19 protein-coding genes are annotated in these 24,028 nt (G+C 54.5%); 10 read left to right on the top strand and 9 right to left on the bottom strand.

What is annotated here, in order from left to right; all coding sequences use genetic code 11:
• Window positions 1-22: 22 nt before the first annotated feature.
• A complete protein-coding gene (locus NFC81_RS02910; RefSeq protein ID WP_304996039.1) occupies window positions 23-856 on the bottom strand; it encodes a hypothetical protein in 834 nt (277 codons plus the stop codon).
• Between the two features lie 113 nt (window positions 857-969).
• Here NFC81_RS02910 and trmL point away from each other — a divergent pair, with 113 nt between their 5' ends.
• On the top strand, window positions 970-1,434 hold the full coding sequence (gene trmL, locus NFC81_RS02915) for a tRNA (uridine(34)/cytosine(34)/5-carboxymethylaminomethyluridine(34)-2'-O)-methyltransferase TrmL (RefSeq protein WP_304996040.1): 465 nt from the start codon (window positions 970-972) through the stop codon (window positions 1,432-1,434).
• 24 nt (window positions 1,435-1,458) lie between these two features.
• On the opposite strand, the gene NFC81_RS02920 is transcribed toward trmL, so the two are convergent.
• Window positions 1,459-2,682 carry an FAD-dependent monooxygenase gene (locus NFC81_RS02920; RefSeq protein WP_304996041.1) on the bottom strand — a complete coding sequence of 408 codons (1,224 nt, stop codon included), beginning with the start codon at window positions 2,680-2,682 and terminating at the stop codon, window positions 1,459-1,461.
• A complete protein-coding gene (locus NFC81_RS02925; protein ID WP_304996042.1) occupies window positions 2,679-3,839 on the bottom strand; it encodes an FAD-dependent monooxygenase in 1,161 nt (386 codons plus the stop codon). The genes NFC81_RS02920 and NFC81_RS02925 overlap by 4 nt, the downstream gene beginning before the upstream one ends.
• A gap of 244 nt (window positions 3,840-4,083) precedes the next feature.
• Between NFC81_RS02925 and malE the strand changes: the two genes are divergently transcribed.
• On the top strand, window positions 4,084-5,325 hold the full coding sequence (gene malE, locus NFC81_RS02930) for a maltose/maltodextrin ABC transporter substrate-binding protein MalE (protein ID WP_304996043.1): 1,242 nt from the start codon (window positions 4,084-4,086) through the stop codon (window positions 5,323-5,325).
• A 179-nt stretch (window positions 5,326-5,504) separates the two neighbouring features.
• On the opposite strand, the gene glnA is transcribed toward malE, so the two are convergent.
• Window positions 5,505-6,911: a glutamate--ammonia ligase gene (glnA, locus tag NFC81_RS02935; RefSeq protein ID WP_304996044.1), complete on the bottom strand. Its 1,407-nt coding sequence runs from the start codon at window positions 6,909-6,911 to the stop codon at window positions 5,505-5,507.
• A gap of 411 nt (window positions 6,912-7,322) precedes the next feature.
• Here glnA and thiI point away from each other — a divergent pair, with 411 nt between their 5' ends.
• Window positions 7,323-8,792: a tRNA uracil 4-sulfurtransferase ThiI gene (gene thiI / locus NFC81_RS02940; RefSeq protein WP_304996045.1), complete on the top strand. Its 1,470-nt coding sequence runs from the start codon at window positions 7,323-7,325 to the stop codon at window positions 8,790-8,792.
• A gap of 69 nt (window positions 8,793-8,861) precedes the next feature.
• Here thiI and secB read toward each other — a convergent pair whose 3' ends face one another.
• From secB to NFC81_RS02955, 3 genes are all read right to left on the bottom strand, one after another.
• Window positions 8,862-9,311, bottom strand: a complete 450-nt coding sequence (gene secB / locus NFC81_RS02945; protein ID WP_304996046.1) for a protein-export chaperone SecB — start codon at window positions 9,309-9,311, stop codon at window positions 8,862-8,864.
• An 81-nt stretch (window positions 9,312-9,392) separates the two neighbouring features.
• Entirely contained in the window at window positions 9,393-9,650 is a 258-nt protein-coding gene (gene grxC, locus NFC81_RS02950) for a glutaredoxin 3 (RefSeq protein ID WP_304996047.1), read from the bottom strand.
• Window positions 9,650-10,066, bottom strand: coding sequence for a rhodanese-like domain-containing protein (locus NFC81_RS02955; protein WP_304996048.1), 417 nt, complete (start codon window positions 10,064-10,066; stop codon window positions 9,650-9,652). Before NFC81_RS02955 ends, grxC begins: the two co-directional genes overlap by 1 nt.
• Before the next feature lie 266 nt (window positions 10,067-10,332).
• Between NFC81_RS02955 and gpmI the strand changes: the two genes are divergently transcribed.
• The 6 genes from gpmI (at window position 10,333) to NFC81_RS02985 (ending at window position 16,696) form a co-directional block, all read left to right on the top strand.
• Window positions 10,333-11,871, top strand: coding sequence for a 2,3-bisphosphoglycerate-independent phosphoglycerate mutase (gpmI, locus tag NFC81_RS02960; RefSeq protein ID WP_304996049.1), 1,539 nt, complete (start codon window positions 10,333-10,335; stop codon window positions 11,869-11,871).
• A gap of 252 nt (window positions 11,872-12,123) precedes the next feature.
• Entirely contained in the window at window positions 12,124-12,336 is a 213-nt protein-coding gene (locus tag NFC81_RS02965) for a DUF3185 family protein (RefSeq protein WP_304996050.1), read from the top strand.
• A gap of 225 nt (window positions 12,337-12,561) precedes the next feature.
• Window positions 12,562-13,740: a peptidoglycan DD-metalloendopeptidase family protein gene (locus NFC81_RS02970; RefSeq protein ID WP_304996051.1), complete on the top strand. Its 1,179-nt coding sequence runs from the start codon at window positions 12,562-12,564 to the stop codon at window positions 13,738-13,740.
• 60 nt (window positions 13,741-13,800) lie between these two features.
• Window positions 13,801-15,102 (top strand): S41 family peptidase, encoded by a 1,302-nt coding sequence (locus NFC81_RS02975; protein WP_304996052.1) that lies wholly within the window; start codon window positions 13,801-13,803, stop codon window positions 15,100-15,102.
• A gap of 30 nt (window positions 15,103-15,132) precedes the next feature.
• A complete protein-coding gene (locus tag NFC81_RS02980) occupies window positions 15,133-15,927 on the top strand; it encodes a divergent polysaccharide deacetylase family protein (protein WP_304996053.1) in 795 nt (264 codons plus the stop codon).
• Entirely contained in the window at window positions 15,911-16,696 is a 786-nt protein-coding gene (locus tag NFC81_RS02985) for a TatD family hydrolase (protein WP_304996054.1), read from the top strand. The genes NFC81_RS02980 and NFC81_RS02985 overlap by 17 nt, the downstream gene beginning before the upstream one ends.
• Window positions 16,697-16,703: 7 nt before the next feature.
• Here NFC81_RS02985 and NFC81_RS02990 read toward each other — a convergent pair whose 3' ends face one another.
• Together NFC81_RS02990 and NFC81_RS02995 are read right to left on the bottom strand one after the other, a co-directional pair.
• On the bottom strand, window positions 16,704-21,107 hold the full coding sequence (locus tag NFC81_RS02990) for a translocation/assembly module TamB (RefSeq protein WP_304996055.1): 4,404 nt from the start codon (window positions 21,105-21,107) through the stop codon (window positions 16,704-16,706).
• A complete protein-coding gene (locus NFC81_RS02995) occupies window positions 21,071-22,852 on the bottom strand; it encodes a BamA/TamA family outer membrane protein (protein WP_304996056.1) in 1,782 nt (593 codons plus the stop codon). Before NFC81_RS02995 ends, NFC81_RS02990 begins: the two co-directional genes overlap by 37 nt.
• Window positions 22,853-23,104: 252 nt before the next feature.
• Between NFC81_RS02995 and NFC81_RS03000 the strand changes: the two genes are divergently transcribed.
• A complete protein-coding gene (locus NFC81_RS03000; RefSeq protein ID WP_304996057.1) occupies window positions 23,105-23,968 on the top strand; it encodes an LEA type 2 family protein in 864 nt (287 codons plus the stop codon).
• The last annotated feature ends 60 nt before the right edge of the window (window positions 23,969-24,028 follow it).

The raw sequence follows: 24,028 nt of genomic DNA on the forward strand, positions 1-24,028 counted from the left end.
TCGACAGCCGTATGGCGCGGTACTAAGCGCCGTGCTGCTTAACAATCTCTGCTATTTGCGCCCGAGCGTAGACCGTCCATTTATTTTCGCCGCTACTGATGCGAATGAAGTGTGTGTAGACTTGGCGTGCTTTTTTCCAATAGTGTAGGTGTTGTAGCGAGTATGCTAAAGCGAAATACCAGCGATGATTGGGCTTATACTTCTTCAACAGTGCTTGATAATTCTCCACGGCTTCATTGTGCCGATGCAGGCGTTGGCGGTTGTAGGCGGCCAGCCACAACAGGGTTGGGTTACGGGGGTAATCGGGCTGATGCTTTTCCAGGCTCTTGATGCTTTGCTCCGCCTCACCTTGCTCCGCCAGCAACCAGCATTGTAGATAGCGCAGAGGTACGCTGTCTGGGCTGATGGTGAGCCCTTGCACCAGCACCTGTTTGGCTTCTTCCATCTGCCCGTGATCGATCAGACTGAAGGCGTCCTCCGCCAGCTCGCGTTCCATGCTGGAGTCCACAGTGAAGTGTTCAAGTGACGGTGTTGGTATGGGTACAGGGAACTCGTTCTCTTTAAATACCAGCGTGGCCATTTCAGTATCACTGAAGCGGGGTAGTGGCACGCCGTGTTCGTCCAGTTGTTCTCCAGCACGCGCGCGTTCGGCTAGCATTTCACGAGCCATGGGCACATGCTGGTCGTGCACAATGGTCGTTACCAATGTCGCATAGCGCAGGTAACCTTGTTCCACCAGAATATGCCCGAGCAAGCGTTCAGGGTATTCTTGTTGCTGGGCCAGCGCTTCATCCAGCTGTGCCGGTGTCACCAGCCCTTTCTCTACCAATGTTTTGCCGAGTAACGTTTCCTTCATGGTACCCCTTGTGGTTCAGAACGTGATGCTTTCCGATACGCGTAGCCGCTTCCTTGTTGCCTGACGCCCGCGTCCATGGTATCTACTTTTGTAACAATGTAGAAGAAGTGTCCATGTTTAATCTAGTACTGTTTGAACCCGAGATTCCACCTAACACTGGAAATATCATTCGATTAGCCGCCAATACCGGTTGTCACCTGCATTTAATTGAGCCGCTGGGCTTTGCTATGGAGGATCGCGCCTTGCGCCGCGCCGGTTTGGATTACCATGAATGGGCGCGTGTGCAAGTGCATGCCAACTACGAGGCGTTTTTGCAGACAGCGCAACCAGAGCGCCTGTGGGCGTTGACCACTAAGGGTAAGGCCTCGTTCTTTGATGGCGAGTATCAGGTTGGCGATTATTTTATATTGGGGCCAGAATCGCGCGGCCTTCCGACGGAATTGCTGGAGAGCTTGGCTCCGGAGCAGCGTTGCCGGTTACCAATGCGGGCGGACTCGCGCAGTTTGAATCTGTCCAACACCGCTGCGATTGTGGTGTACGAAGTGTGGCGTCAGTTGGGGTTCCCCGGCGGCCAATAGCATCTGGTGGATGCTATTGGCGCGTTAATCCATCAAACGGCTCGCCATTGTCACGGCTGCCCGGCGCAACATGGGTTGCTGGTTGAACCACTGCATCCCGCGATTGCGCAACCAATGCACCCAGTGGTGATCAGCGGCAAACAAATGCTGTAAGCCTTCCATGCCTGCCATGGTCAGCAGGTTGTCGGATTTACGCTGGCGTTGGTAGCGGCGCAATAACAATTCTTCTTCCAACGGTATGTTGTGCGCCGCCGCTTCTGTCAACAAGCTCACCATGGCTTGGGCATCCAGCAGCCCAATGTTAGCACCTTGGCCCGCCAGCGGATGGATGCTGTGTGCGGCGTCGCCGACCAAGGCCGCGCCAGGCATGATGTATTGCGTTGCATGGCGTTGTCGTAAGGGAAAGCGTCGCACACTGCTCGCCATGGTGACCACGCCCAATGCGCCGCGCATCCCAAGTTCTAAAGCCTTGGCCTGATCCGCTGGCGATGCGTGCATGAATCGCTCTACTTCTTCGGGCACCATGGACCATACAATGGATGAGGTATGGTCGGTGGCGAGCGGCAAGAAAGCCAGCGGGCCCTGACGGTGAAACGCTTGGCGGGCAACGCGCCGGTGTGATTCGGTATGCGTAACGGTCGCCACCACGGCATGATGCAAATAATCCCATTCGCGGGTCTGAAAGCCTAGGGCGCTGCGTAAGGGTGAGTTTGCACCGTCGGCAATCAGCAGCAGCTTGGTGGTTGTGGTGCTTTGGTCGGCAAAGCGCACATGCCAGTGTTTTTTTTCATCAAATTGCGCATCAATTACCGGTTGGCCTAGTTGGCGCTGCAAGTCTGGCCAGCCGCTGAGTTGGTGCCAGAGTGCGCATTCTATGGTGCGATTCTCAATAATATGCCCGAGGTGAGTCAGCTGGGCATCGTCGCGTGACAAGGTCACACCTGCAGCACCATCGGCATCCCATACGTGCATGGTGTCGTAGGGGCCTAGGCGAGAGGGGTGCATATCCTGCCAAGCGCCTAAATCTTTTAGCCACCGCTCGCTACTGAGTGATAGCGCACTGACGCGTTGATCGAACTCGCTGTCATGGGTAAGGGCGGGCACCGGTGTGTCGTCTGGAATGCGGCCATCCGCAATGGTGACGCGCCATGGCAGCCCTTTTAAGCCCAGACACAGGGCTGCCCCGACCATGCCACCACCAACAACAAGAATGTCCGTGTCTGTCTCTTTTGCCGCTTGATGAGTCATTGCGTATATCCCATGGCGTACTGCGTAATCCAGCGTTTAAGCATGGGCGCGAGATCAAGCCCGGCCAGACTTAGTCCTCGAGCGTGGGCCGCACTGGCCTGCGGATAGGCGAACATGCTGACCAAGCCATGACAGGCCATGGCAATGCGCTGCTGATCAATGTGGCTCTCGGCCTGCCAGCGTTGCAAGTGCGCAATATCTCCAGGATCAACGGCCGTTGCCAAGGCGTCGGCTAACGCGACCAGGCTGCGCAGGTGCAGATTGAAGCCCTGCCCGGCGACGGGGTGGAGGCTGAGCGCGCTGTTGCCGATTAAGGCTAAACGATGGCGCACCAGTTCGCGGCTTTGCCGCCAGTGCAGCGGGTAGTGTGCACGTGCAGAAACTGCTGTAACAGCCCCTTGGTCATGGCCGAAACAGTGTAGGAGCTGGCGTTTCCACGTGTGGTCGCTCCAGTTCAAATGAGTCTCCAGTGTGTTTGTGGGAATAGTCCACACCACTGTTTGTCGCCTGCCAGCCAGCGGTAACAAGGCACGCGGGCCGTCCGATGTGAAGCGCTCATAGGCACGTCCGCCAGCGGGCTGCTCGCGCTCTAGATTGAATACGATGGCGGTCTGACCATAGTCGTGGTGTTGCTGACCAATGCCGAGGTGCGTAGCGATCCCGGAGCGTCCGCCATCCGCTAAGACCACCAGATGAGCGTCAACCTCAGAGCCGTCGGTAAAGTGCACCCGTGATTGCTCGATACCGGGGGTGATGCCGCTGACAAACTGTTGGAAACGACATTCAGCGGCAGTCTCCTTTGCGCGCTGCCATAAGGCATGGCCCAGCTGGCGATTGTTGGCTACGGCACCATAGGCTTCAGCACTGGTCAGGCGTGTAGTGCCCCAATAGCCCTGTTGACTGACCTCAATATCGTGCATGGCGCCCAGATGCGGTGCGAGTTCGGATAAGACACCCATGTGCGCCAGTAATTCGAGACTGCGTCGACTGAGCGCGGTACCGCGATCATCAAAGCTGGGGCTGGGGGTTTGTCCGTCCGGCTGTTCCGCTCCGTCCAGCAGGAGCGTACGCTGCTGAAGGCGCTCCGGGAGGGCGAGTAAGAAGGCAAATCCAACCAATCCGCCGCCAATGATCACGATGTCGTAAGGTGTTTTCATGGTGCTAAGTGTACCTGTCAGGGCCCTCTAAAAACCACTGCGCTTTCCTTGGTGTCGAAAAAATTACGCTGAAGCGGTTCGTTGAAGACGGGGGGCTTTGGTGCTTGGCGTTGCAGTACAGCGGGGTTTTCGGCATTATTGTGTGCACTGGTTTGTGATAATAAGAAAAAATCCTGCAGAATCCTACCGCCTATTAGCCTGACGCATTCATAATTACAACGAATCGAAAAACTGGAGTACCACTATGTTTAACTCGTGGGGACGTTTGTCAGCCCTAATTCTTGGTGTCACCATGGCTGTTCAAGGACAGGCATTTCAGCGTGATGCGCTGGAAATCTGGATCGGCGGGGATAAAGGTTACAATGGCCTTGCCGAAGTGGGGCGTCGTTTTGAACAGGACACCGGTATTCCGGTATTTGTCATGACACCAGACGACTGGGATGACGAGATGGATGTTCCAGAGCGTTTCGATAAGTTCGCAAACACCACAGAGGGTCCAGATATCGTCATCTGGCCACATGACCGCTTTGGCGTATGGATTAATGCCGGACTGCTGTCTGAAGTGCGGCCTTCTGGGCAGGCGCGGGATAAAATCGCCGACTTTGCGTGGGATGGTGTGCAGCACGGCAGTGCTTATTACGGCTACCCGATCGCGACCGAAGCCATCAGCTTGATCTATAACCGTGATCTCGTACCGACACCGCCGACCACCTATGAAGAAATCATCGCGTTAGATCGTCAGTTACGCAGCCAGGGGCGTCGTGCTTTGGCGATGCACTGGAGTGAGACCTACTTCATGTGGCACTTGGTGACCGCCGGAGGTGGTTATTCATGGCGCAATGAAGACGGTAACTATTTATTGAATGACGTCGGTTTTAAGCAAGCCGGTGCAGTTGACGGGGTGCGGATGTTACGCCGTTTGATGGCAGAAGGTGTGATAGAGCCGGATGACGACTACGGCAGTATGCAAGCGCAGTTCGCCAGTGGTGAAGCCGCTATGGCGATCAATGGTCCCTGGGGTTGGGGCGATTACCGTGGGGTGAATTTTGCTTTGGCACCTCTGCCCGGTTTGAACGCCACCACCGGTCCTGGTAAGCCCTTTGTGGGTATCTTGGCCGCCGGGATCAACGCGGTCAGCCCCAATCAAGCGGAGGCCGTGCGCTTTATCGAAGATTACTTGTTGTCTGCGGAAGGTTTGCGCACCATCAATGCGGATCGCCCATTGGGTGCTGTGGTTTTGAACGAGATGGAAGCGGAAGTGAATCAGGACGCGAACTTACGCGTCACACTGCAGCAGGCTGAAATGGGTGAGATCATGCCCGGTATTCCGGAGATCGGTCGTTTCTGGTCACTGTGGGCCTTTGAATTGCCGCGTATGGTGAACGGCGAGGTTGATGTGGCGCAGAACCTGAACCAGATGGCGCAGCGCTTGGAGCGCTTGGATGACACAAAGGCTTGGCGCCGTTTGCATTACCCTTCCGAATAACTGTAAGGCTCAATATTTCCGTAGGAGGCCAGCCCGCTGGCCTAATGTTCGCGCATGCTCTTATGAAAGGTGTGCTGCGCTCCTACAGACACAAAAAAGCCCGCATTGAGCGGGCTTTTTTATGCCCATGGATGGGCGGTATGCTGGCAACGCAGGAGCAGTTGCCAGTATTTTATCACTTAAGCAGAGTAGTACATGTCGAACTCAATTGGGTGAGTCGTCATGCGCAAGCGCTCGATGTCACCTTCTTTCAATTCGATGTACGCATCGATCATGTCCTTAGTGAATACACCGCCTTGCGTCAGGTATTCGTGGTCATCTTTCAATGCTTGCAGCGCTTCGTCCAAAGAACCAGCAACCGTTGGGATGGCCAATGCTTCTTCTGCTGGCAGGTCATACAGATCCTTATCAGCCGCATCGCCAGGGTGAATCTTGTTCTTCACGCCGTCCAGACCAGCCATCAGCAAGGCAGCGAATGCCAAGTAAGGGTTAGCCACTGGGTCAGGGAAACGCGTTTCGATACGCTTAGCTTTTGGAGAAGCCACGTAAGGAATACGGATCGACGCAGAGCGGTTACGCGCTGAGTAAGCCAACATAACCGGTGCTTCAAAACCAGGCACCAAACGCTTGTACGAGTTAGTTGCTGGGTTAGTGAAGGCGTTCAAAGAACGAGCGTGCTTGATGATACCGCCAATGTAGAACAAGGCAGTTTCAGACAAACCAGCGTACTGGTCGCCCGCAAACTGGTTTACGCCGTCTTTCCAGAAAGACTGGTGCACGTGCATACCAGAACCGTTGTCACCAACGATTGGCTTAGGCATGAACGTCGCAGTTTTGCCGTAAGCGTGTGCCACGTTGTGTACGCAGTATTTCAATACCTGTACTTCGTCGGCTTTCTTCACCAGCGTGTTGAACTTAACGCCGATTTCACACTGACCAGCGTTGGCCACTTCGTGGTGGTGAACTTCTACGTCCAAGCCCATGGCTTCCATCGCGTCGCACATGGCAGAGCGGATGTCATGCAGACTGTCGATAGGAGGAACAGGGAAGTAACCACCTTTAACACGAGGGCGGTGACCCAAGTTGCCGCCTTCGAACTGGTCGTTCGTAGACCAAGCCGCTTCTTCAGATTTGATCTTGTAGCTGCAACCGGCCATGTTGATGTCCCAAGTCACACCGTCGAAGATGAAGAACTCAGGCTCAGGGCCAAAGAAGGCAACGTCGCCCAAACCTGTGGCGTTCAAGTAGGCTTCGGCACGCTTGGCAACAGAACGCGGGTCGCGCTCGTAACCTTGCATGGTAGAAGGCTCAACGATGTCACAACGTACGATGACTGTTGAATCTTCAGTGAACGGGTCCATGATGGATGCACTATCATCAGGCATCAGGATCATGTCGGATTCGTTGATACCTTTCCAACCAGAGATAGAAGAACCATCAAACATCTGGCCGTTTTCGAAAAACTCTTCGTCCACGTAGCGAGCAGGAATGGTCACGTGCTGCTCTTTACCCTTGGTGTCCGTGAAGCGCAGGTCTACCCACTTGGCTTCATTATCTTTAATCAGCTTCAGAGTATGCTCTGACATATCTAGACTCTCCGAGTTTACGATCCACTAGGATCAAAAATGGTTGTTTATTCGTTGCTGCAGTGTAGAACATCTGTGCACGCCTTGTGAGCATAAAAAGCAAAGCCCGTGCCAGTTGCTGAAATGCCGTATTTTGGGGCCTTTGGAGCAATGCTGGTGCGTTAACCCAAAGAATGCGCACTTAATCGGTGCAATAAAGCACTAAAAAGGTGCGTTGTGCGGGTGTTGTGCGAACATCTGGTGCAGGCGGGTATCTGACTGGTTCAGGATTGGGGCAAGACGATCTGAGTATCTTAGCCTGTTCGATGTCCCGCTTTTTCGCTATAATACGCGCCCTTTTTATGGGTCATCAGTGTGCCAGATAATGTGGCTGGATACGAACTGAGGGACTCCGAGCGCGTTGAGCCGATCATGAAGTTTATTGTAAAGCTGTTCCCAGAAATCATCATAAAGTCGCGCCCGGTGCGCTTGCAGCAATTGAAGCGCCTGAAAACCAACATGCGCATCATATTGAAGGCCATACATCCGGCGGTTAGGGTCGGTGGCAACTGGGACGTGCTGGAAGTTGACGCCGGAGCCGATTGCCCCGCAGCGAAAGCCATCGAATTGAGCGACGCACTAACCCGTATTCCTGGTATTGCCAATTTCACTGAAGCGAAAGAGTACCCACTGGGTGATTTTGACACCATTGCCGCACAGTCGTTAGAAGCGGTTGGGGATGCGCTCAATGGCAAAACATTTCGAGTTCGGGTGAAGCGCAGTGGGAACCATGAGTTTCGTTCAGTGGATCTCGAGCGGCACGTCGGCAGTGTACTGAATCACAATACCGCTGCTGCCGGTGTGAACTTGAAAGACCCTGACGTTTCGGTGACCTTAGAAGTACGTAAAGACCGCCTCTTTATTGTCAGCAATCGCCGTGAAGGCATGGGTGGTTATCCATTGGGTACGCAAGAGTACGTTGCCACGCTGATTTCCGGTGGTTATGACTCGTCAGTTGCGGCTTGGCAGATGATGCGTCGTGGTTTGTGCACGCACTTTATTTTCTTCAATTTGGGCGGCCAGGCGCACGAAGACGGCGTAAAAGAGATCGCTCACTTCTTGTGGCACCGTTTTGGTGCGTCGCATCCGGTGACCTTCGTGTCTGTACCCTTTGAGCCGGTGGTCGAAGAGATTCTGACGCAAGTGGATAATTCCCACATGGGCGTGGTGCTGAAGCGTCAGATGATGCAGGCCGCCGACAAAATCGCCGAGCGTCTGGGCGCCGTAGCATTGGTCACGGGTGAAGCCATTGCGCAGGTGTCGAGCCAAACGTTGATCAATCTGCAAGTCATTGACCGCAGTGTGGATCGATTGATTCTGCGTCCGCTGATTACCAGTGATAAACAAGTGATCATTGATCAAGCGAAAGCCATTGGCGCAGCCGCCTTTTCAGAAGTCATGCCGGAGTATTGCGGCGTGATCAGCCGCCGCCCGACCACCCGCGCGCGCCAGCACATTGTTGAACACGAAGAACAGCGGATGAATGAGGATGTATTGCAGTGGGCCATCGACAACGCTGTGTTTGAGTCGATTCAGGATGTGATTCGTCCAGCTTCCGCAATTACTGAGGTACCGATGGGGGATCCTACCAATACTGCGGCAGTGGTGTTGGATGTACGCCACCCAGACGATGTTGAACGTGCGCCCGTCTCAGTAGTGGGGCATGACGTACAGGTGATGCCGTTCTACCGTGTGCAGTCTGGTTTCGCTGCCTTGGATCAAGACCGAGAGTACTGGTTGTATTGTCCGAAGGGCGTAATGAGCAAGCTACAAGCATTGCAGTTGCAGGATGCGGGGTACAAAAATGTGCGGATGTGTCCGCTGGATTTAGTGCAACAGTAGCGCCTATTGATAGGCATTAAAAAAGGCTCCCTTAGGAGCCTTTTTAACTTCAGCGGCTACGAGATGAGATCAATGCGCCGCTTCGGTGTTGTCTTTTTGCTGTTTGGTTTGCTGGTACAGCACATCGAAGTTAACCGGTGCTAGCATCACGGCTGGGAAGCTGCCTTTAACAACCAGGCTGTCAATGGCTTCACGTGCGTACGGGAACAGCAAGCTCGGGACATAGGCACCCAGCATCTGGTCCAGCGCAGCTGGCTCAAAACCGCCAGCGGTCACGATGCAGGCCTGTTCGATTTCGGCCAGAAACGCGACTTTCTCTTCCAGTTCAGCAGTCACCGTCAGGCGCAACAGCACTTCGTACGCATCTTCACCGAGTGAAGTTGCTTTGGTGTTAAGATCTACCTTCACTTTGGGCTGCCAAGGTGAGCGATAAATCGACGGTGAATTTGGCGCTTCAAAAGAGCTGTTTTTGATGTAGATGCGCTGAATACCGAAACGCGTTTTAGGTGCTTCTGACATAATACTGTTCTCTTATTTTAACTAAGTATCAAGTGTATGAATGCTGATGTATCAGTGAACTCCGGGGCTCTATATTGCCCGTCAGGATAGCATCGCATCGAGTTTTCCGGCGCGCTCCAAAGCGTACAGTTCGTCGCACCCCCCTATATGTTGCTCGCCAATCCAGATTTGCGGCACGGTGTGGCTGCCGGCTTTAGCGGTCATTTCTGCACGCTTAGCGGCGTCCATATCAACACCGATCTCGGTATACGCCACCTGCTTATGATCCAGCAGCATCTTGGCGCGGATACAAAAGGGGCAGAAACGGGTGGTGTACAGGGTTACCGAAGGGGTGGCCATTAGGATTTCACCAGCGGCATGCTGCTCGCTTGCCACTCCATCAAGCCGCCTTTCATGCGATAGACTTCAGTGAAGCCAGCCTTGCGCAGTTCTGCACCAGCCGAGCCTGCAGTGGTGCCTGTTTGGCAAACCACAATAATCGGCTTAGCCTTGTGTTTTTCCAGTTCGCTCAGGCGATCCTTAATCACCGCAGACGGGATGTTGATGGCGTTCGGTACGTGGCCCTTACGGAAGTCCTCGTTTTTGCGCACATCAAGCACCACGGCACTTTCGTTGTTGACCTTGATGGTCACTTCTTGCGGCGTCAGGCCTTTGCCGCCACGGGCGGACTCAGAAATAATCAGCAAAAAGAAAAACGCCAGCCAGGCGCTGGCGAGCATCCAGTTTTCGGAGATAAAAGCAAAAAATTGCATCATACAGGCTGGTTCCGCTCAATCGGTCATAAAAAAGTTTCGCGAGTATAACGCAGAAGGACGGCATCATCATCCCCCAAATAGCCCCATTCTGCAGAGAGCAGGGCCGCGCAATGCACTCGCTACTCGTTCTCATTGGGGGTACAATTACTCAACAGTGGACCCCGCGGCCACCGGTCAATGCACTCCTATAAAAAATACAAGGCGACTGACTACCAAACGAGTGCGCGCGGGGAATTTGCAAGAGAGAAGAGAAAATAGAGGATATTATGTCGGCGAAAAAAACAGTGGCCTTGTTCATTCTCGATGGTTTCGGCTACAGCGAAACTTCTAAATCGAACGCTATTGAAGCAGCGAACACACCTACGTGGGACCACCTGTGGTCTACCTACCCTAAAACCACCATCAAAACTTCCGGTTTAGCGGTTGGGTTACCAGAGGGGCAGATGGGCAATTCTGAAGTTGGGCACATGAACCTGGGTGCCGGTCGGGTTGTTTATCAGAATTTCACGCGCATCACCAAAGATATTGATGATGGCGATTTTTTCACCAACGAAGCGTTAGTGGGTGCCGTAGAGGCCGCCAAAGCCGTGAACGGCGCAGTACACATCTTGGGCCTGGCCTCGCCCGGCGGCGTGCACAGCCACGATGACCACCTGATCGCTATGATGGAACTGGCTGCCAAACACGGCGTAGAAGTCTACGTACATGCTTTTCTGGACGGACGCGACACACCACCGCGCAGCGCTGACGCCACCTTGGTTCGCTTGCAAAAACGCGCCGATGAATTGGGTGTGCGCGGCGTGGCCTCACTGGTGGGTCGCTATTACGCCATGGACCGTGACAACCGTTGGGACCGTGTGCAGAAAGCCTATGATCTGCTCACCCAAGGCATCGCAGACAATGTGGCCAGTACCCCGAGTGATGGCTTAAAAGCCGCCTACGAGCAAGACAAAGACGACGAGTTCTGCCCGCCAACGGCCATCGTGCCGGCCGGAAAAACCGCCGCCGTGATCAAGGACGGTGACGCCGTGGTGTTTATGAACTTCCGTCCAGACCGCGCCCGCGAACTGACCAATGCGTTCGTGCAGGACGACCTGACCGACATGCCGCGTGCCGTGCGCCCAGCGTTGTCGCGCTTCGTCACGCTGACGGAATACGCCGCCGACATCCCGGCCGTTGTGGCTTACCCGCCGACGGCCTTGACCAATACGTTGGGCGACTACGTTTCACAGCAGGGCAAAACTCAGTTGCGTATTGCTGAAACGGAGAAGTACGCGCACGTCACCTTCTTCTTCAGTGGCGGTGAGGAGAAAGAGTATGCTGGTGAAGACCGCATTCTGGTGCCGTCGCCTGATGTCGCTACTTATGACCTGAAACCGGAAATGAGCGCGCCCGAAGTGACCGCCAAACTGGTAGAAGCGATAAAATCCCGCAAATATGACCTGATCGTCTGCAACTACGCCAACGGCGACATGGTGGGTCACACCGGCAAATTCGACGCCGCCGTGAAAGCGGTAGAGGCGCTGGATGTCAGCCTGAAAGCTATTACTGAAGCCTTGTTAGAGGTGGATGGCGAATGCTTGATCACTGCCGACCACGGCAACGTCGAGCTTATGGTAGACCCTGAAACGGGAGGCGCTGTCACCTCGCACACGATCTTCCCCGTACCCTTGGTGTACGTTAGCAATCGTGCGGCGGGCAAGCAGCTGAAGGAAGGCGGTCTGAGTGACATCGCGCCGACCTTGCTGACGCTGATGGGCGATGCCATTCCGGCTGAAATGACGGGCAAAAGCTTACTCGTATAGTCCGGCGCTGAGACATCAGGGCCGCCCTCTTTTGATTGAGAAGAGGGCGGCTTTTTTGTTTCTTAACGGTTGTGCTGGAGGAGTTCTTGGCTGGTCGGTGACAGTAATCGCTGGCTGGAATTTAGGCAGTTTACGTTCGATAGCGTACAGACGAAAAGTAAGGCTTCAAATATCTTCGATCTTCACCCTGCATTTGCATGAGTTCATGCGAAGAGGCGATGGTGAAGCGAAAATTTATTTGGGAAATACATTATGAATAATAAAACTGTAGCTATTGTGCTGATTGTTGTTGGTCTAATCCTGCTTTTCTTGGCGTATCAGTCGTCCCAAAGTCTGGATGATCAGGTTGCAGAAGCCTTTACTGGGCGTTTTACTGAATCTACCACCTGGTACTTGATACTGGGTGCCGCTGCTTCGGTGGCTGGTGTAGGCATGCTGGTGTTTGGTAAGGCATCACATCGTTAGTACGTTAAACTGACCAAGTGCAGCGAGCAGGCAGTGCCTTGGCCTGTTCGCTTGAGTATCGGGTAATGCCGTTCTGGCGTCTGTGCGTCAATGGACGCAGGCGCCTGAGGCCGTTACGGATTGTGTTGACCCTGCGGAATGAGGGCGTTGGCATCACTACGAATTGATGTAGAATGAGCCGAGTTATTTTCATTTCCACTGACTGGTCAATAAGAGAGTTCCCGCTTGTCAAAGCGTTCCCATCTATTGTTTAGCATTCTTACTCGTTCGCGGTGCGGTTTTTGGGTGTGTTGCCTGCTGGCTGCCTTGTTGTTCAGCGGCCTTGTCCAAGCACAACAGCCTTCTTCCGCAGATGTTGAAGCGCTTAAGCAGCAAATCACGGCCTTACAAGAGCGTTTAGGCGCTACGCGTGCTGAGCGCACACGGATGGAGCGTTTGCTGGAAGAAACTGAGCGCGAAATGTCGGAAAATCGGCAGCGTCTATCGCGCATAGAAGCTCAACTAGCCACCACAGAGCGTGAACTGGCGGAGTTGCGCGGCCAATTGGTCACGTTGGAAGCACAGCGCAAAGAGCAGGCCACGCGACTTGAGAGCATTCTGGTCAGTGTCTATAAAAGTGGACAGCAAACGCCATTAAAGGCTCTGCTATCGCCTGAGTCGCTGTCGCACGGACAGCGCATGATGACCTTTTACCAATTTTTTAATGCCGCTCAACTGGCAGAGCTTCAGGAGTACGAAGAGACTCTAAAGGAGCTGGCTGATGTAGAGACAGGCATTGCCGAGCGACAGACCAGTTTAGTGCAGCAGAACCAAGCCTTGGTTGACGAGAACAATCGCCTGATGCGCAGCCGTAATCAGCGCCAGCAGGTGGTGGCTCGACTGGCCGAAGAGGCCGCCTCACAACAAGCACAGATCGCGCAAAAAGAAGCCGAGCGGAAAGAACTGGAAGCCTTGGTGCGTGAAGTGGAGGCCGCCATCACACAGATTGACTTTGGCGCTGATGAACTGCCCTTCGTAGATCGTCGCGGCCAGATGACCGCGCCAGTAGAGGGAAGCATCAGAATCCGGTATGGTGAGCGCAATAGCCAGACCGGTGTGGTATACGACGGTCTGCTATTCGACGCACGCACGGGGAGTCCGGTAAGAGCTGTGCATTATGGGCGGGTAGTCTTCGCTGATTGGTTGCGTGGTTATGGTTTGTTGTTGATCTTGGATCATGGCCAAGGCTATCTTAGTTTGTACGGACGTAATGAGTCGCTGATGCGTAACGTGGGCGACTGGGTTCGCGCCGGAGAAACCATCGCGCATGTTGGTGATTCCGGGGGATTTGAGCGTCCTGGGTTGTATTTTGAGATACGCCATAATGGTGCAACGACGAATCCACAGAACTGGATTCGCCGTTAACGAGTATAATAGAGAAGTTGATGGCGTTCCTGGTCGTCAGCGTAGTTAAGGGGTAACACCATGACGATTAAAAAAGGTTCCGCTGTTGGCTACGTGGCCATGTTGGTCGTGGGCTTCGCGTTGGCGTTTAGTGCCAGTTCGTGGGCTGATCGACACACATCGAGCGCATCACGCGGCTTGCCGGTGGACGAAATGCGTCTGTTGGCCGAAGTGATTGACCGCATCAAAACGGCGTACGTCGATGAGGTCGACGACCGCAAGCTGATTGAAGATGCCATTCAAGGTATGTTGAAAGGCTTGGATCCACATTCCGATTATTTACCACCCGACGCCTTCGCCGATCTGCAAGAGTCGACAACCGGCCAGTTTGGTGGGTTGGGCATTGAAGTAACCATGGAAGATGGTTTTGTGCGCGTAGTCTCACCGATCGATGACACACCCGCTTATCGCGCCGGCATACAGGCGGGTGATTTGATTACACGTTTGGACGATACACCGGTACAGGGACTGTCTCTGAGCCAGGCGGTTGACATCATGCGTGGCGAACCAGGCAGCAGTATTACATTGACGGTCGTGCGCCAAGGCCAGTCGGCACCGCTGGAAATAACGCTGGAACGTGCGGTTATTCGCGTCACGTCCGTACGCAGCCGGATGTTAGAACCGGGCTTTGGCAGCATTCGTATTTCGTCATTCCAGCAAAACACCGCCGCAGATGTTGTACGAGAGATCAATCGCCTGCGTGAAGAAAACGGTGGTGAGCTGAAGGGCTTGGTATTGGATCTGCGTAACAACCCAGGTGGCTTGTTGAGTGCGTCGGTCGACGTATCTGACATCTTCTTGCAAGAGAAGCTGGTGGTGTATACCGAAAGCCGTATCCCGAACAACTCCTTCCGCTATCAGTCGCGTCGTCAGACGGTTGCACCTGATGTGAACTTGGTGGTCTTGATCAATGGCGGCTCGGCGTCGGCCAGTGAAATCGTCGCCGGTGCGCTGCAAGATCATCGTCGGGCCATCGTTATGGGGATGCAAAGCTTTGGTAAGGGGTCGGTGCAAACAGTGATGCCATTGAGTCAGGATCAAACCGCTCTGAAGCTAACAACCGCGCGCTACTTTACGCCCCTAGGCACGTCGATACAGGGTACCGGTATCGTGCCGGATATCGAAGTTCGTCAAGGCTCATTCACGCCGCAAGATGTGCGCTTCAATCGCGAAAGTGATTTGCAGGGTGCCTTGCCTAATGGGCAGGCTGAATCGGGCAGCGTGGCTGACGGCGATGAAGAGAAGGTTTCGATGCGTGACGAGGACTTCCAGATGTACGAAGCCTTGAATATGTTAAAAGGCTTGGCGATTCTCAAGCCTTGACAGTGAGTCGCTGGAAATGAGGCCGACATAATGTGGCGGCAGTGCTTGCTGATTCTATCGCTGAGTCTTGGGTTGTGTCTTACCACCCAAGCTCAGCAACCTCTGCGGATGGTCATCATTATTGATGACGTGGGCAATAATCTATCGCTAGGACGGGCTGCGGTTAACCTGCCTGGTAACGTCACTCTGGCGGTGTTGCCAGGGTTGGCGTACAGCAAACAGCTTGCCACCATGGCCCATAATCGTGGTCGTGAAGTGATGTTGCACATGCCTATGGCTAATCATGCGCGCCTGCCGTTGGGGCCAATGGGCCTTCAAGCAGAGATGTCGACACTAGAACTGCAACAGACGTTGGCGCAGGCCTTGGAGGATGTGCCGCATGTGCAAGGGATTAACAACCACACGGGTAGTTTGTTGACGGAAAATGCCGCAGCGATGTCGGCCGTGATGGATTATTTGCACGCGCACCGCCTTTATTTCATAGATTCATTGACCACCCCGAACAGCGTAGCTTATCAGGCGGCTCGCGAGCAGGGTGTTCCCGCACTGCGTCGCCATGTCTTTCTCGATCACGAGCAAACGCACGACTTTATCATGGGCCAGTTTGGTCAAGCCTTGGGCATTCTTGAGCGCCATTCTGAAGTGATCGTGATTGGGCACCCCTACCCGGAAACCATTGAATTCCTCACTTGGATCTTGCCGTTGCTGCCGGAAGCCGGTATTGAGGTGGTATCCCCATCGCAGTTACTCGCGCTGCGACGAGCTGACTTAGCCGCGCGCGGAATACCAGACGGGCAGGGTGATAAAGATGGAATGGAGCGATAGCCATTGCCACCTCGACTTCCCGGTGTTTGACCAAGACCGCCGGGCGGTATTAGCTGCCTGCGCAGCACGAGGCGTTCGTACCCTTGTTGTTCCTGGGGTGAATGCGACTCAGTGGCAATCACTCTTTCACTGGCTCGCTAACGAAGAAGATGATCTAGGTGTGCGTGTGTGGGGTGCGGCGGGGCTGCACCCATACTTTATGGCGCAGCATCAAAGGTGTCATCTGGCGCAGTTGGACAAATTCCTGGCGCATTACCCCGTGATTGCGGTCGGAGAGATAGGGCTGGATGGCACCGTGCCTGATATGGCTGGTCAGCTGGCGTATTTTGAAGCTCAACTGGAGCTGGCGCAGTATCATCGCTTGCCGGTGGTCCTGCATCAGCACCAAGCACACAATGCCTTGCTCAAAGCGCTGAAACGCACGCCGCCAGTAGGTGGGGTGGTGCATGCGTTCAGTGGTTCGACGCAGATGGCGCAAGAGTATGTTGGTTTGGGTTTGCGTTTGGGTGTAGGGGGTATCATGACCTATGAGCGCGCCCAGCGCACACGGCAGGCGTTAGGGGCTGTGCCCTTGTCAGCGTTGCTGCTGGAAACCGACAGCCCCGACATGCCTTTGGCGGGCTATCAGGGCGTACGCAACAGCCCCGTGCAAATCCCCAATGTGTTCCGTGCCCTGTGTCGGTTGCGTAATGAGCCTGATCCAGTGGCAACGGCGCAGCAATTGATGGCGAATCTCTACGCGACCTTTCCTGTGCTACGCCGTACTTGATTGCCCGTTAGTAATCGCGCCGCCAGCGCAGCTCAACACCGCCAAAGGTGCTGCCCGAACGAGTAAAGGTTTCCACACTTAGATTAGGTGTCAGCTCTATTTCTACACTGCCGCGCCAGTCGCGCTCGTCTGACAGCTCGGTATCTAGCTCAACATAAACGCGGCTGTTCAGATACTTACCCACACGCACGGTAATATCAGACTCTTCCTCGCCAATGTTGTCGATTTCCAATGTATCCAACCCCAGAGAATCGCGTGTCGCGACGATCAGGTCGAAGGTATCTCCGCCACGCAACTGATTCACCGCGCTAGCCAACTGGAGGGCTTGGAAGGGCGTCATGTTCTGAATGGTTTTACCGAACAGCAGTTGCGCTACGATTTCGTCTTCTGGCAGCATGGGTTGAGAGGTCAATTGCAACTGTAACTGTTCAGCACTGCCAGTCACGCGAGCTTCGATACGCGTTTCCATACGGTCATAAACGGCCAGCAGGTTGACGTTTAACGCCTCGTCCACCAGTCGCACTTCACCTTCTTGTAGACGAAATTCACGGGTCAGCAGGTTGAAAGTGCCAGACTCAATGATAAAGGCACCATCGGTTTCCAGTTCAGCAAGGGTGCCTAATAAACGCAGGTCGCCCGACAGCCGAGCATTCAAACCATTGCCACTGATGGTGGCTACATCCAGTGTGCGCAAACCAATATTCAAACGGATGGTGGACGTAAAATCTGTGCCATTACCATTTTTCTCGTCAAATATTTCTAATTGAGCAACCGCTGGGCCAGCCAGTCGATTGAGCTGAATGTTCAAGGTGTTGAGGCCGATATCACCTTCCAACAAGAGGTCAGGCCAGCTCCCTGAAAGGTTCAGTGAGCCCGTGCCCACGCCCTGAACATCACTGCGCTGCACAACGGCTGCTCGATTCAGACGCAGGTCTATGTCGGTTTCTGGCCTGCCGTCACGTATGGCTAGCGTGCCATCGATACCGACGGAGCCATTCCCCGAACGAGCAGAGCCAGTGACCGTGAGGGTGGTAAGGTCAGTGGCGATCAATGCTACATTAATGCGGTCCAGCTCAGCACCCGCTTCGGGGATGCGCAACGCGCCGTTCATCCAAGCCAGATTACCATCCGTATTCGGGTCGCCGAGGGTGCCGCCGATCACACCGTCACCTCTCAGGGCTCCGTCGATCTGCACATACTCCAAGCCCAGCCAGAAAAAGAGATCCGACATATCGATGTCGATGTCCCAAAATGCGGCAAAGTCCCAGCTTTCCCATGCCATATCAAGCCGCTCGGCCAAAGGGCGGCGCGGCAGCGAGACACCCAGTTGTGCCAGTTGCTTCCCGGGACGCCGGAAGGTTAAAACACTTTCGATGTCGTGTTCGGTGGTGGCAATATCTAAGGCTAAGTTCAGATCCAATTGTTCACCGTTATCCGCAGTCGACAGCTGTGCTTGCCACAATGACGACAAGGAGATTTCCGGGTCGTCGCCAGCCCCCGCAATCACCAACTCACCGTCGCCGCGCCATTCGGCATCTGGCAGGTTAAGTTCTGCTGGCGGTCGGCCATTAACACCGCGCCAGTTCAGGCGCAGATTCCACAGTTCTGGTGAATAACCCCCTTGGCCAGTGATTTCCAGTTCGTCGCCCAAGGTAAGGTTCAGCGTTTCAAGCTGAGCATGGCCAACGTTGTACGCATTGCCAAAGAAATTGCCTTTGATATCGCCTTGGAGTATCTCGTCTCCCCGGCTGCCTTCAACCTGTAGATCGACGTTGCCAGACCATTCAGGCCATTCGGCAGTGATGGTGGAATTGCCTGAAACGCGGCCGTCGATACTGGCAATGGGAATGAAACGACTTAATGGAAAGTCGTTCATTTGTGCACTGAAGGCTTCAGGTAGCCAGCCTTCATTGGTGCTGCGACCCGCAGCGTTTAAACTGGCTTCACCCCATTGAACGTCCAGCTGATGAATGTCCCAGTGCTCAATGACATTGTTGCTCCAGTGGGCCGCGGCGTCTAACTCGGCGCGTAGGACGTCACCATCCCATCGCCCTGCATGTTGACTGGTTAAACTGATGTCCGCGCGGGCCGGGCCGCCCGACACTTGCAGGTGTAGATCATGGCGCAAGTCTGCGGCGACCAGCTCTTCAGGTAGACTTATCCAAGGTTGCAGGTCCACAGTTTGCAATCTCTGTAGGGTGAGGTGCCAGTTTCCGTTGTCCCACGGGCGTCCTGTGCCTTGCAGACTTAGGGCGCGGTCCTGCCAATTGAAATCCGCTACAAGTGTATCGTCTTGCCAGTTCAACTCACCTTGCAACGGGAAGTCAGCGTACTCAGCATCTACTTGGGCGGCGGCTATGACATCAGGGTTCCCGAGCGGGCCTGCAACATCAAGTACCAAGGATACTAAGCCCGTTGGGAGTTCGACGGGCCATTGTTCGATGTGCGCTGCGAGATCGGGAAAACTCAATTTCAGCGGGTCGATGCGAGCAACCATTGGCCAAGTCTGCCAAGACTGCTCAAGATTTGGCGAAATATCGACATCGGCCGACAGTTGACTGGCACGCCAACGACCCGCCAGTTGATCAATGTTGATGCGTTGTGTCGAAAGTTCTGGCGCATCCATGCTGAGGCTCCACGGGCTGCTTTTCCATAAGCCTCGGGCTGACAGATTTGCACTGCCTTGGGGGTCATTCCAATCGCCGGTTATACGCCCGGCGCCGGTCAATCGCATGCGCAAGCCTTCCGGCCATTGATCCCATGTACCAGCAATTTGGTCGACAGGAATCTCTGCCAGTCGCCAGTCGATGTCGAGTTGCTGGCGCGTGATGTCCAACCCACCGCTGCTGGTGAGCTGCGCATTTTGGCCCGCGGCGCGAATATCCAGATCTAAGTCTGTCCAATTAATCTGCGGATAGTTGACCACGGCATTAGCGCGTGCTTGCCACGGCAAATCAGCCATATTAGGGCCGCTCGGCCAGCGTCCGTTAGCGGCAATGATGCCTTGCCATTGCGGCCAATTGATGTCACCGGATGCTGTACGGCCTGCACCGGTCAATTCGCCTTGCAAGGCCAGGGTTGAAATACCAGGATGAGTCCACCATGCGCGCGCGATATCGGCATCCAGGGTGCTCACCAGTCGGAGAGTGCCGGTCTGGTCTGTCCATGACCAATCCCCCTTCGCACTCAGTTCGCTCGGACCAACACGCAGCTGTCCATCCAGTGCGGTGACGTCGAATCCGGTGCCAGTACTTGTCAGGCGCAGCAGGCTTCGATCGCCATACCAGTGAGCTTGGGCCCTACCTGTGAGTTGCCATGGGGCGTCATCCGGCCAGTTAAGCTTGAATTCTACATGGTCCCCGGGCTGTACCGCATCGGCTTCGACCAACCAATTGGGAAGCCAAGGTTTGGCCAACGATAGGGGCAGACTGAGTTCCGCTGTTATGTTTCGACGGCTGTCACTCCAAGTCCCAGCCAGGTTGCTGGCATGGTCGTCGACCTGTACCGCAAGGGTATTGATCTGCCAGCCGTCAGCGAGGCGCTGTATGTCGCCGGTTGCTGCAACCGCATGACCTTGCCATGGAAAATTGAGCTGATGAATACGACCCCGCTCTGTTTCGAGATCGAGTTCAACATCGGCTGCTGCCCGCATAGCAACATCGGCAGACCAGCTCAAGTAATGGTGCGGCCAAGACCCGGCGGGCAAATTAATATCTGCGCGGGCACGCCATGCAGTATTATCGCCATCGGTATCCAATGACATTAATGGCTGCAATGTATCGCCCCAGAGCAAGGATATGGACGGCAAGCTTTGTTCGGGTGTCCAATACGCCTTGCCCACTGCAGGACCGCGCAAAGGAGAACCCTTGGTATCACTGACCTGCAGATCGTCTATGCGTAGGCTGTGTAGCCACAAGCCAAAGCGGCGATCGTCTGTGCTCGCGGCCCCGCTATCGTTCTCTGGTGATGGCGCTTCGGCAACAGACTGCGGCAGTAGGTGATCGAGGTTGACGTTGGCTTGACCAATATGTACATAGTCGAGGGTAAGGGGTTGCTCCCACGGCCGTACGGGTAAGCCAAGTTGTAGATTAGCGAGTTGAATGCTGGCAGTGGTTTCGTTTGGCGCAAACACCCGCAGGGTGCCAATGGACCATTCGTTATAGCGCGGACTCTTTATTTCGATGGCTTGGACGTACCAGTCGGTGGTTTGATTCACCAAGCCAATTGCCTGGCGCGCAGCGAACTCTCGCCCACCTGAGGTGCCTATAAGCACCCCGATAAACACCACAGCCATGGCCAGAAAGGTCAGGGAAATATGGAGCACATATCGGTTTACCGAGTGCAATACTGTGGTGACGCTTTTAATGACCAGTTTCAAAATGACTGCCCAATACTGATGTAGAAGCTCCATTCGTTACCCCAGTCAGGTAACGGGGATGCTACGTCTAAGCGCAGTGGCGCGAAGTTGGTGAAATAACGCAAGCCAAAGCCTGCACCGGACACGCGGTCTTCCAGACGAAATTCGCCATCGTTGGATAACCAGGCCGAGTCAACGAAAGCGACAACCCCCCAGTTTTGCAGGAAGCGCCAGCGCTGCTCCACGCTGTTTAACACGCGCAAGCGTCCACCGCCGGGCACCCCTGCTTCCTGAAAGGGCCATCCACGCACCGAGCCGCCGCCACCTGCGAATAAGCGCTCACTCTCACTGAGCTGCTCAAAATTCAACGGGCCGCTGATACCACTCAAACTGGTGACTTCAGCCGAAATTGCCAGAGTCAAAGGGTCAAAAACGGATTGATAGCCACGAAACCCAGTTTGCCAGCGGGCGTAATCGGGCTGGGTGTCGGACAGCGACCAGTTAGGCTCGGAACTGACCAAGAACCGTGAGCCGCGACGAGGGTCCAACACATCATCTCGGGTGTCACGCACCACGGATAGCGGCAGCGCCAGCCATTGGTCGTATTCGGTGCCAGTATCGGCGCGTAGCCACGTAGAGCGCAGATTACCACCAACGGTGGCCGTCCAACTTGGGCTAAGTATCTGCTCCAAGCTGATACCATTCTGCCAAACGACCGTTGGTGTTTCATCAAAGATGGTCTGTTCCAACCGACTGCTGAGGGTGAATCGGGGGTAGAAAGGCTGGCGGCGCGGGATGATGTAGGTTGCACTGACCGCTTGAGTCAACAAACTCCATTGTGAGCCTAAGATGAGATTTTCGCCGCGGCCGTCGAAATTGCGATGCGTCCACTCGGCAGATACCCCGATACCCGAGTCAGTATCATAGCCACCACCGAGTTTGATGGTACGATGAAAACGTTCCTGCACGGTGAAGGTGACGTCGACTTGACCATCGATCGGTGGCGAAATTTCCTCATTGATCTGTACAAACAGGTTGGATTGGTACATCGCCAGTCGGGCTTGGTCCATCGCACGCCGCTGAAAACACTGGCCCGGCTGTAACTGCGTTAAGCGGGCAGCCCAGCCGCTGGCCACCGTTTCGAGACCCTCAATGCGTATGGCGCCAATGTTCACCTGTTCGCTCGGTTCCATAAAGAAGCGGATGTTGCCGGTGTTGTTGACGCGATCCAGCGAAAGTTCATAGCGCACATTAACACGTAAGTAGCAGGTCGCAGCCTGTATTTCGCGACGTAATTGAGCCTGTGCATCTAAAATGTCTTGGGCAATTATGGCTTGGCCCGCACGAAGGCTGCCTTGTGCAGGCAGTGGAGTGGGCACGTCATCCGGCCAATCCCACTCGATCTGGCGTAAACGAAATACACGGCCAGTGCGAATCTGGTAGCGCAGCTCAGTATAGTCATCGGTCGGGCGTGGCGTTATTTCGTGGTTGTAATATCCGAGCGCCCGCAGATGGTCCCGCAGAATACCCACTTCTGTACTTTGCTGGGCGAGCGGTCGAACCACCACGAGTTGATTACGCCGCTGCTCGCTGCGATAGTCGTTCAGGGCACCCCGCAGAGTCTTTACTAAATCGTCGTCTACCGACGAAGTGAACAACAGTGTTTGTGCGTTGGTGGCTCGGAAGCGAGTTTCGGCTACAGTAGGTTGTGCCAGCAGAAGGAGAGCTGCCAGCCCGAATAGCGATATGACGACGTGCCGTGCAGTCGTTCGTTTACCAACCCTAAACCAAGGCTTCATATTGCGATTGTCGTTCTCACGTCGTGTGGTTCTGTGTGTAGTGTTCGGCGAATTGAAAAATCGACTTCAATCAGGCGATTTAAGAGCTTCTAACTGTAACAGTCATCCACTACGTTGTGGATAACCTATACGGCTATTTCACGCAGGCGGCCGCTGTTTGCGTATTCAGCGGTGGACGGCATTGCATTCTGCGCTTATCTTAATGGTGAGCTAGCGTTTCCACTTATTTAGCGCCATCGAGAGAATCACCCTATGTTGAAGCTTCAAACGGTATTGAAATCCTGCGTTCTATTGCTCATCAGCGTACTGGTGAGTAGTTGTGCCATTTTGGGCGACGCGGGCTGGCAAGAGCCCACTGCCCGTGTTTTGAGCAGTCGCCTGGTCGCTTTGACTCCCACGACAGCGCGTATTGATACGCAAATTGAAGTCACCAACCCGAATTTATACGCCATCGCCTTGGGTGCGCTGGATTATCAGTTAAGCGTGAACCAATCACGTCTACTGGCTGGGGAACAGGATCGGGGCAATAGCATAGCAGCCGGAGCCTCGCAGACCATTACCCTGCCAGTAGAATTGGTTTTCAGTGAAGTCTTTGACTTGGTGAGTGGTTTGGCGCAACGAGAGAGCATCGCTTACCGCTTGGATGCAGGTATGGGGTTCGATATTCCAGTGATTGGTCGCGTCAGAGTGCCGGTAGCCACTGAAGGAGAAGTGCCTGTACCACGACTGCCGCAAATTCGGGTCAGTAGCCTGAAAGCTGATCGCTTGAGTTTGTCCAGTGCGGACCTCACGTTGACGCTGGCCATGGACAATCCCAACATCTTCGGGTTGTTGATTGACCAGTTTTCTTATGAATTTGCTTTGGACAACAACGCCGTTGCCAGTGGCGACGTGCGCCAGCGCGTGCGCATGGAGGAAAAGGGTCAGGCATTGATTCAGGTGCCCATTACTCTGTCTTTCCTGGATGCCGGCATGGCATTGTATCAGGCGTTCTTGAGCGGTAATTCGTTGGACTATGGGTTGGCCTTTGAAAGCCGTATCGGCACGACGTTGCCCATGATGGAAGCGTTTCCTTTCAGTACCGTACAAGACGGCCGCGTACAACTGAGGCGTTGAGGTGTGCCGCGCTTCGTCCACTGATCGCAGGAGCGCAGCATACCGTTCATACGAGCATGC

Source organism: Salinispirillum sp. LH 10-3-1, from assembly GCF_030643825.1.
Classification (GTDB): domain Bacteria; phylum Pseudomonadota; class Gammaproteobacteria; order Pseudomonadales; family Natronospirillaceae; genus Salinispirillum.

Bases quoted from the DNA above. Each gene is read 5' to 3' on its own strand.
- grxC (WP_304996047.1), bottom strand. From the start codon at position 9,650: ATGGCCACCCCTTCGGTAACCCTGTACACCACCCGTTTCTGCCCCTTT.
- NFC81_RS02925 (WP_304996042.1), bottom strand. From the start codon at position 3,839: ATGAAAACACCTTACGACATCGTGATCATTGGCGGCGGATTGGTTGGA.
- NFC81_RS02975 (WP_304996052.1), top strand. From the start codon at position 13,801: ATGACGATTAAAAAAGGTTCCGCTGTTGGCTACGTGGCCATGTTGGTC.
- NFC81_RS03000 (WP_304996057.1), top strand. From the start codon at position 23,105: ATGTTGAAGCTTCAAACGGTATTGAAATCCTGCGTTCTATTGCTCATC.
- NFC81_RS02990 (WP_304996055.1), bottom strand. From the start codon at position 21,107: ATGGAGCTTCTACATCAGTATTGGGCAGTCATTTTGAAACTGGTCATT.
- malE (WP_304996043.1), top strand. From the start codon at position 4,084: ATGTTTAACTCGTGGGGACGTTTGTCAGCCCTAATTCTTGGTGTCACC.
- NFC81_RS02910 (WP_304996039.1), bottom strand. From the start codon at position 856: ATGAAGGAAACGTTACTCGGCAAAACATTGGTAGAGAAAGGGCTGGTG.
- NFC81_RS02920 (WP_304996041.1), bottom strand. From the start codon at position 2,682: ATGACTCATCAAGCGGCAAAAGAGACAGACACGGACATTCTTGTTGTT.
- NFC81_RS02985 (WP_304996054.1), top strand. From the start codon at position 15,911: ATGGAATGGAGCGATAGCCATTGCCACCTCGACTTCCCGGTGTTTGAC.
- NFC81_RS02955 (WP_304996048.1), bottom strand. From the start codon at position 10,066: ATGATGCAATTTTTTGCTTTTATCTCCGAAAACTGGATGCTCGCCAGC.
- trmL (WP_304996040.1), top strand. From the start codon at position 970: ATGTTTAATCTAGTACTGTTTGAACCCGAGATTCCACCTAACACTGGA.
- NFC81_RS02965 (WP_304996050.1), top strand. From the start codon at position 12,124: ATGAATAATAAAACTGTAGCTATTGTGCTGATTGTTGTTGGTCTAATC.
- gpmI (WP_304996049.1), top strand. From the start codon at position 10,333: ATGTCGGCGAAAAAAACAGTGGCCTTGTTCATTCTCGATGGTTTCGGC.
- thiI (WP_304996045.1), top strand. From the start codon at position 7,323: ATGAAGTTTATTGTAAAGCTGTTCCCAGAAATCATCATAAAGTCGCGC.
- NFC81_RS02980 (WP_304996053.1), top strand. From the start codon at position 15,133: ATGTGGCGGCAGTGCTTGCTGATTCTATCGCTGAGTCTTGGGTTGTGT.
- NFC81_RS02995 (WP_304996056.1), bottom strand. From the start codon at position 22,852: ATGAAGCCTTGGTTTAGGGTTGGTAAACGAACGACTGCACGGCACGTC.
- glnA (WP_304996044.1), bottom strand. From the start codon at position 6,911: ATGTCAGAGCATACTCTGAAGCTGATTAAAGATAATGAAGCCAAGTGG.
- secB (WP_304996046.1), bottom strand. From the start codon at position 9,311: ATGTCAGAAGCACCTAAAACGCGTTTCGGTATTCAGCGCATCTACATC.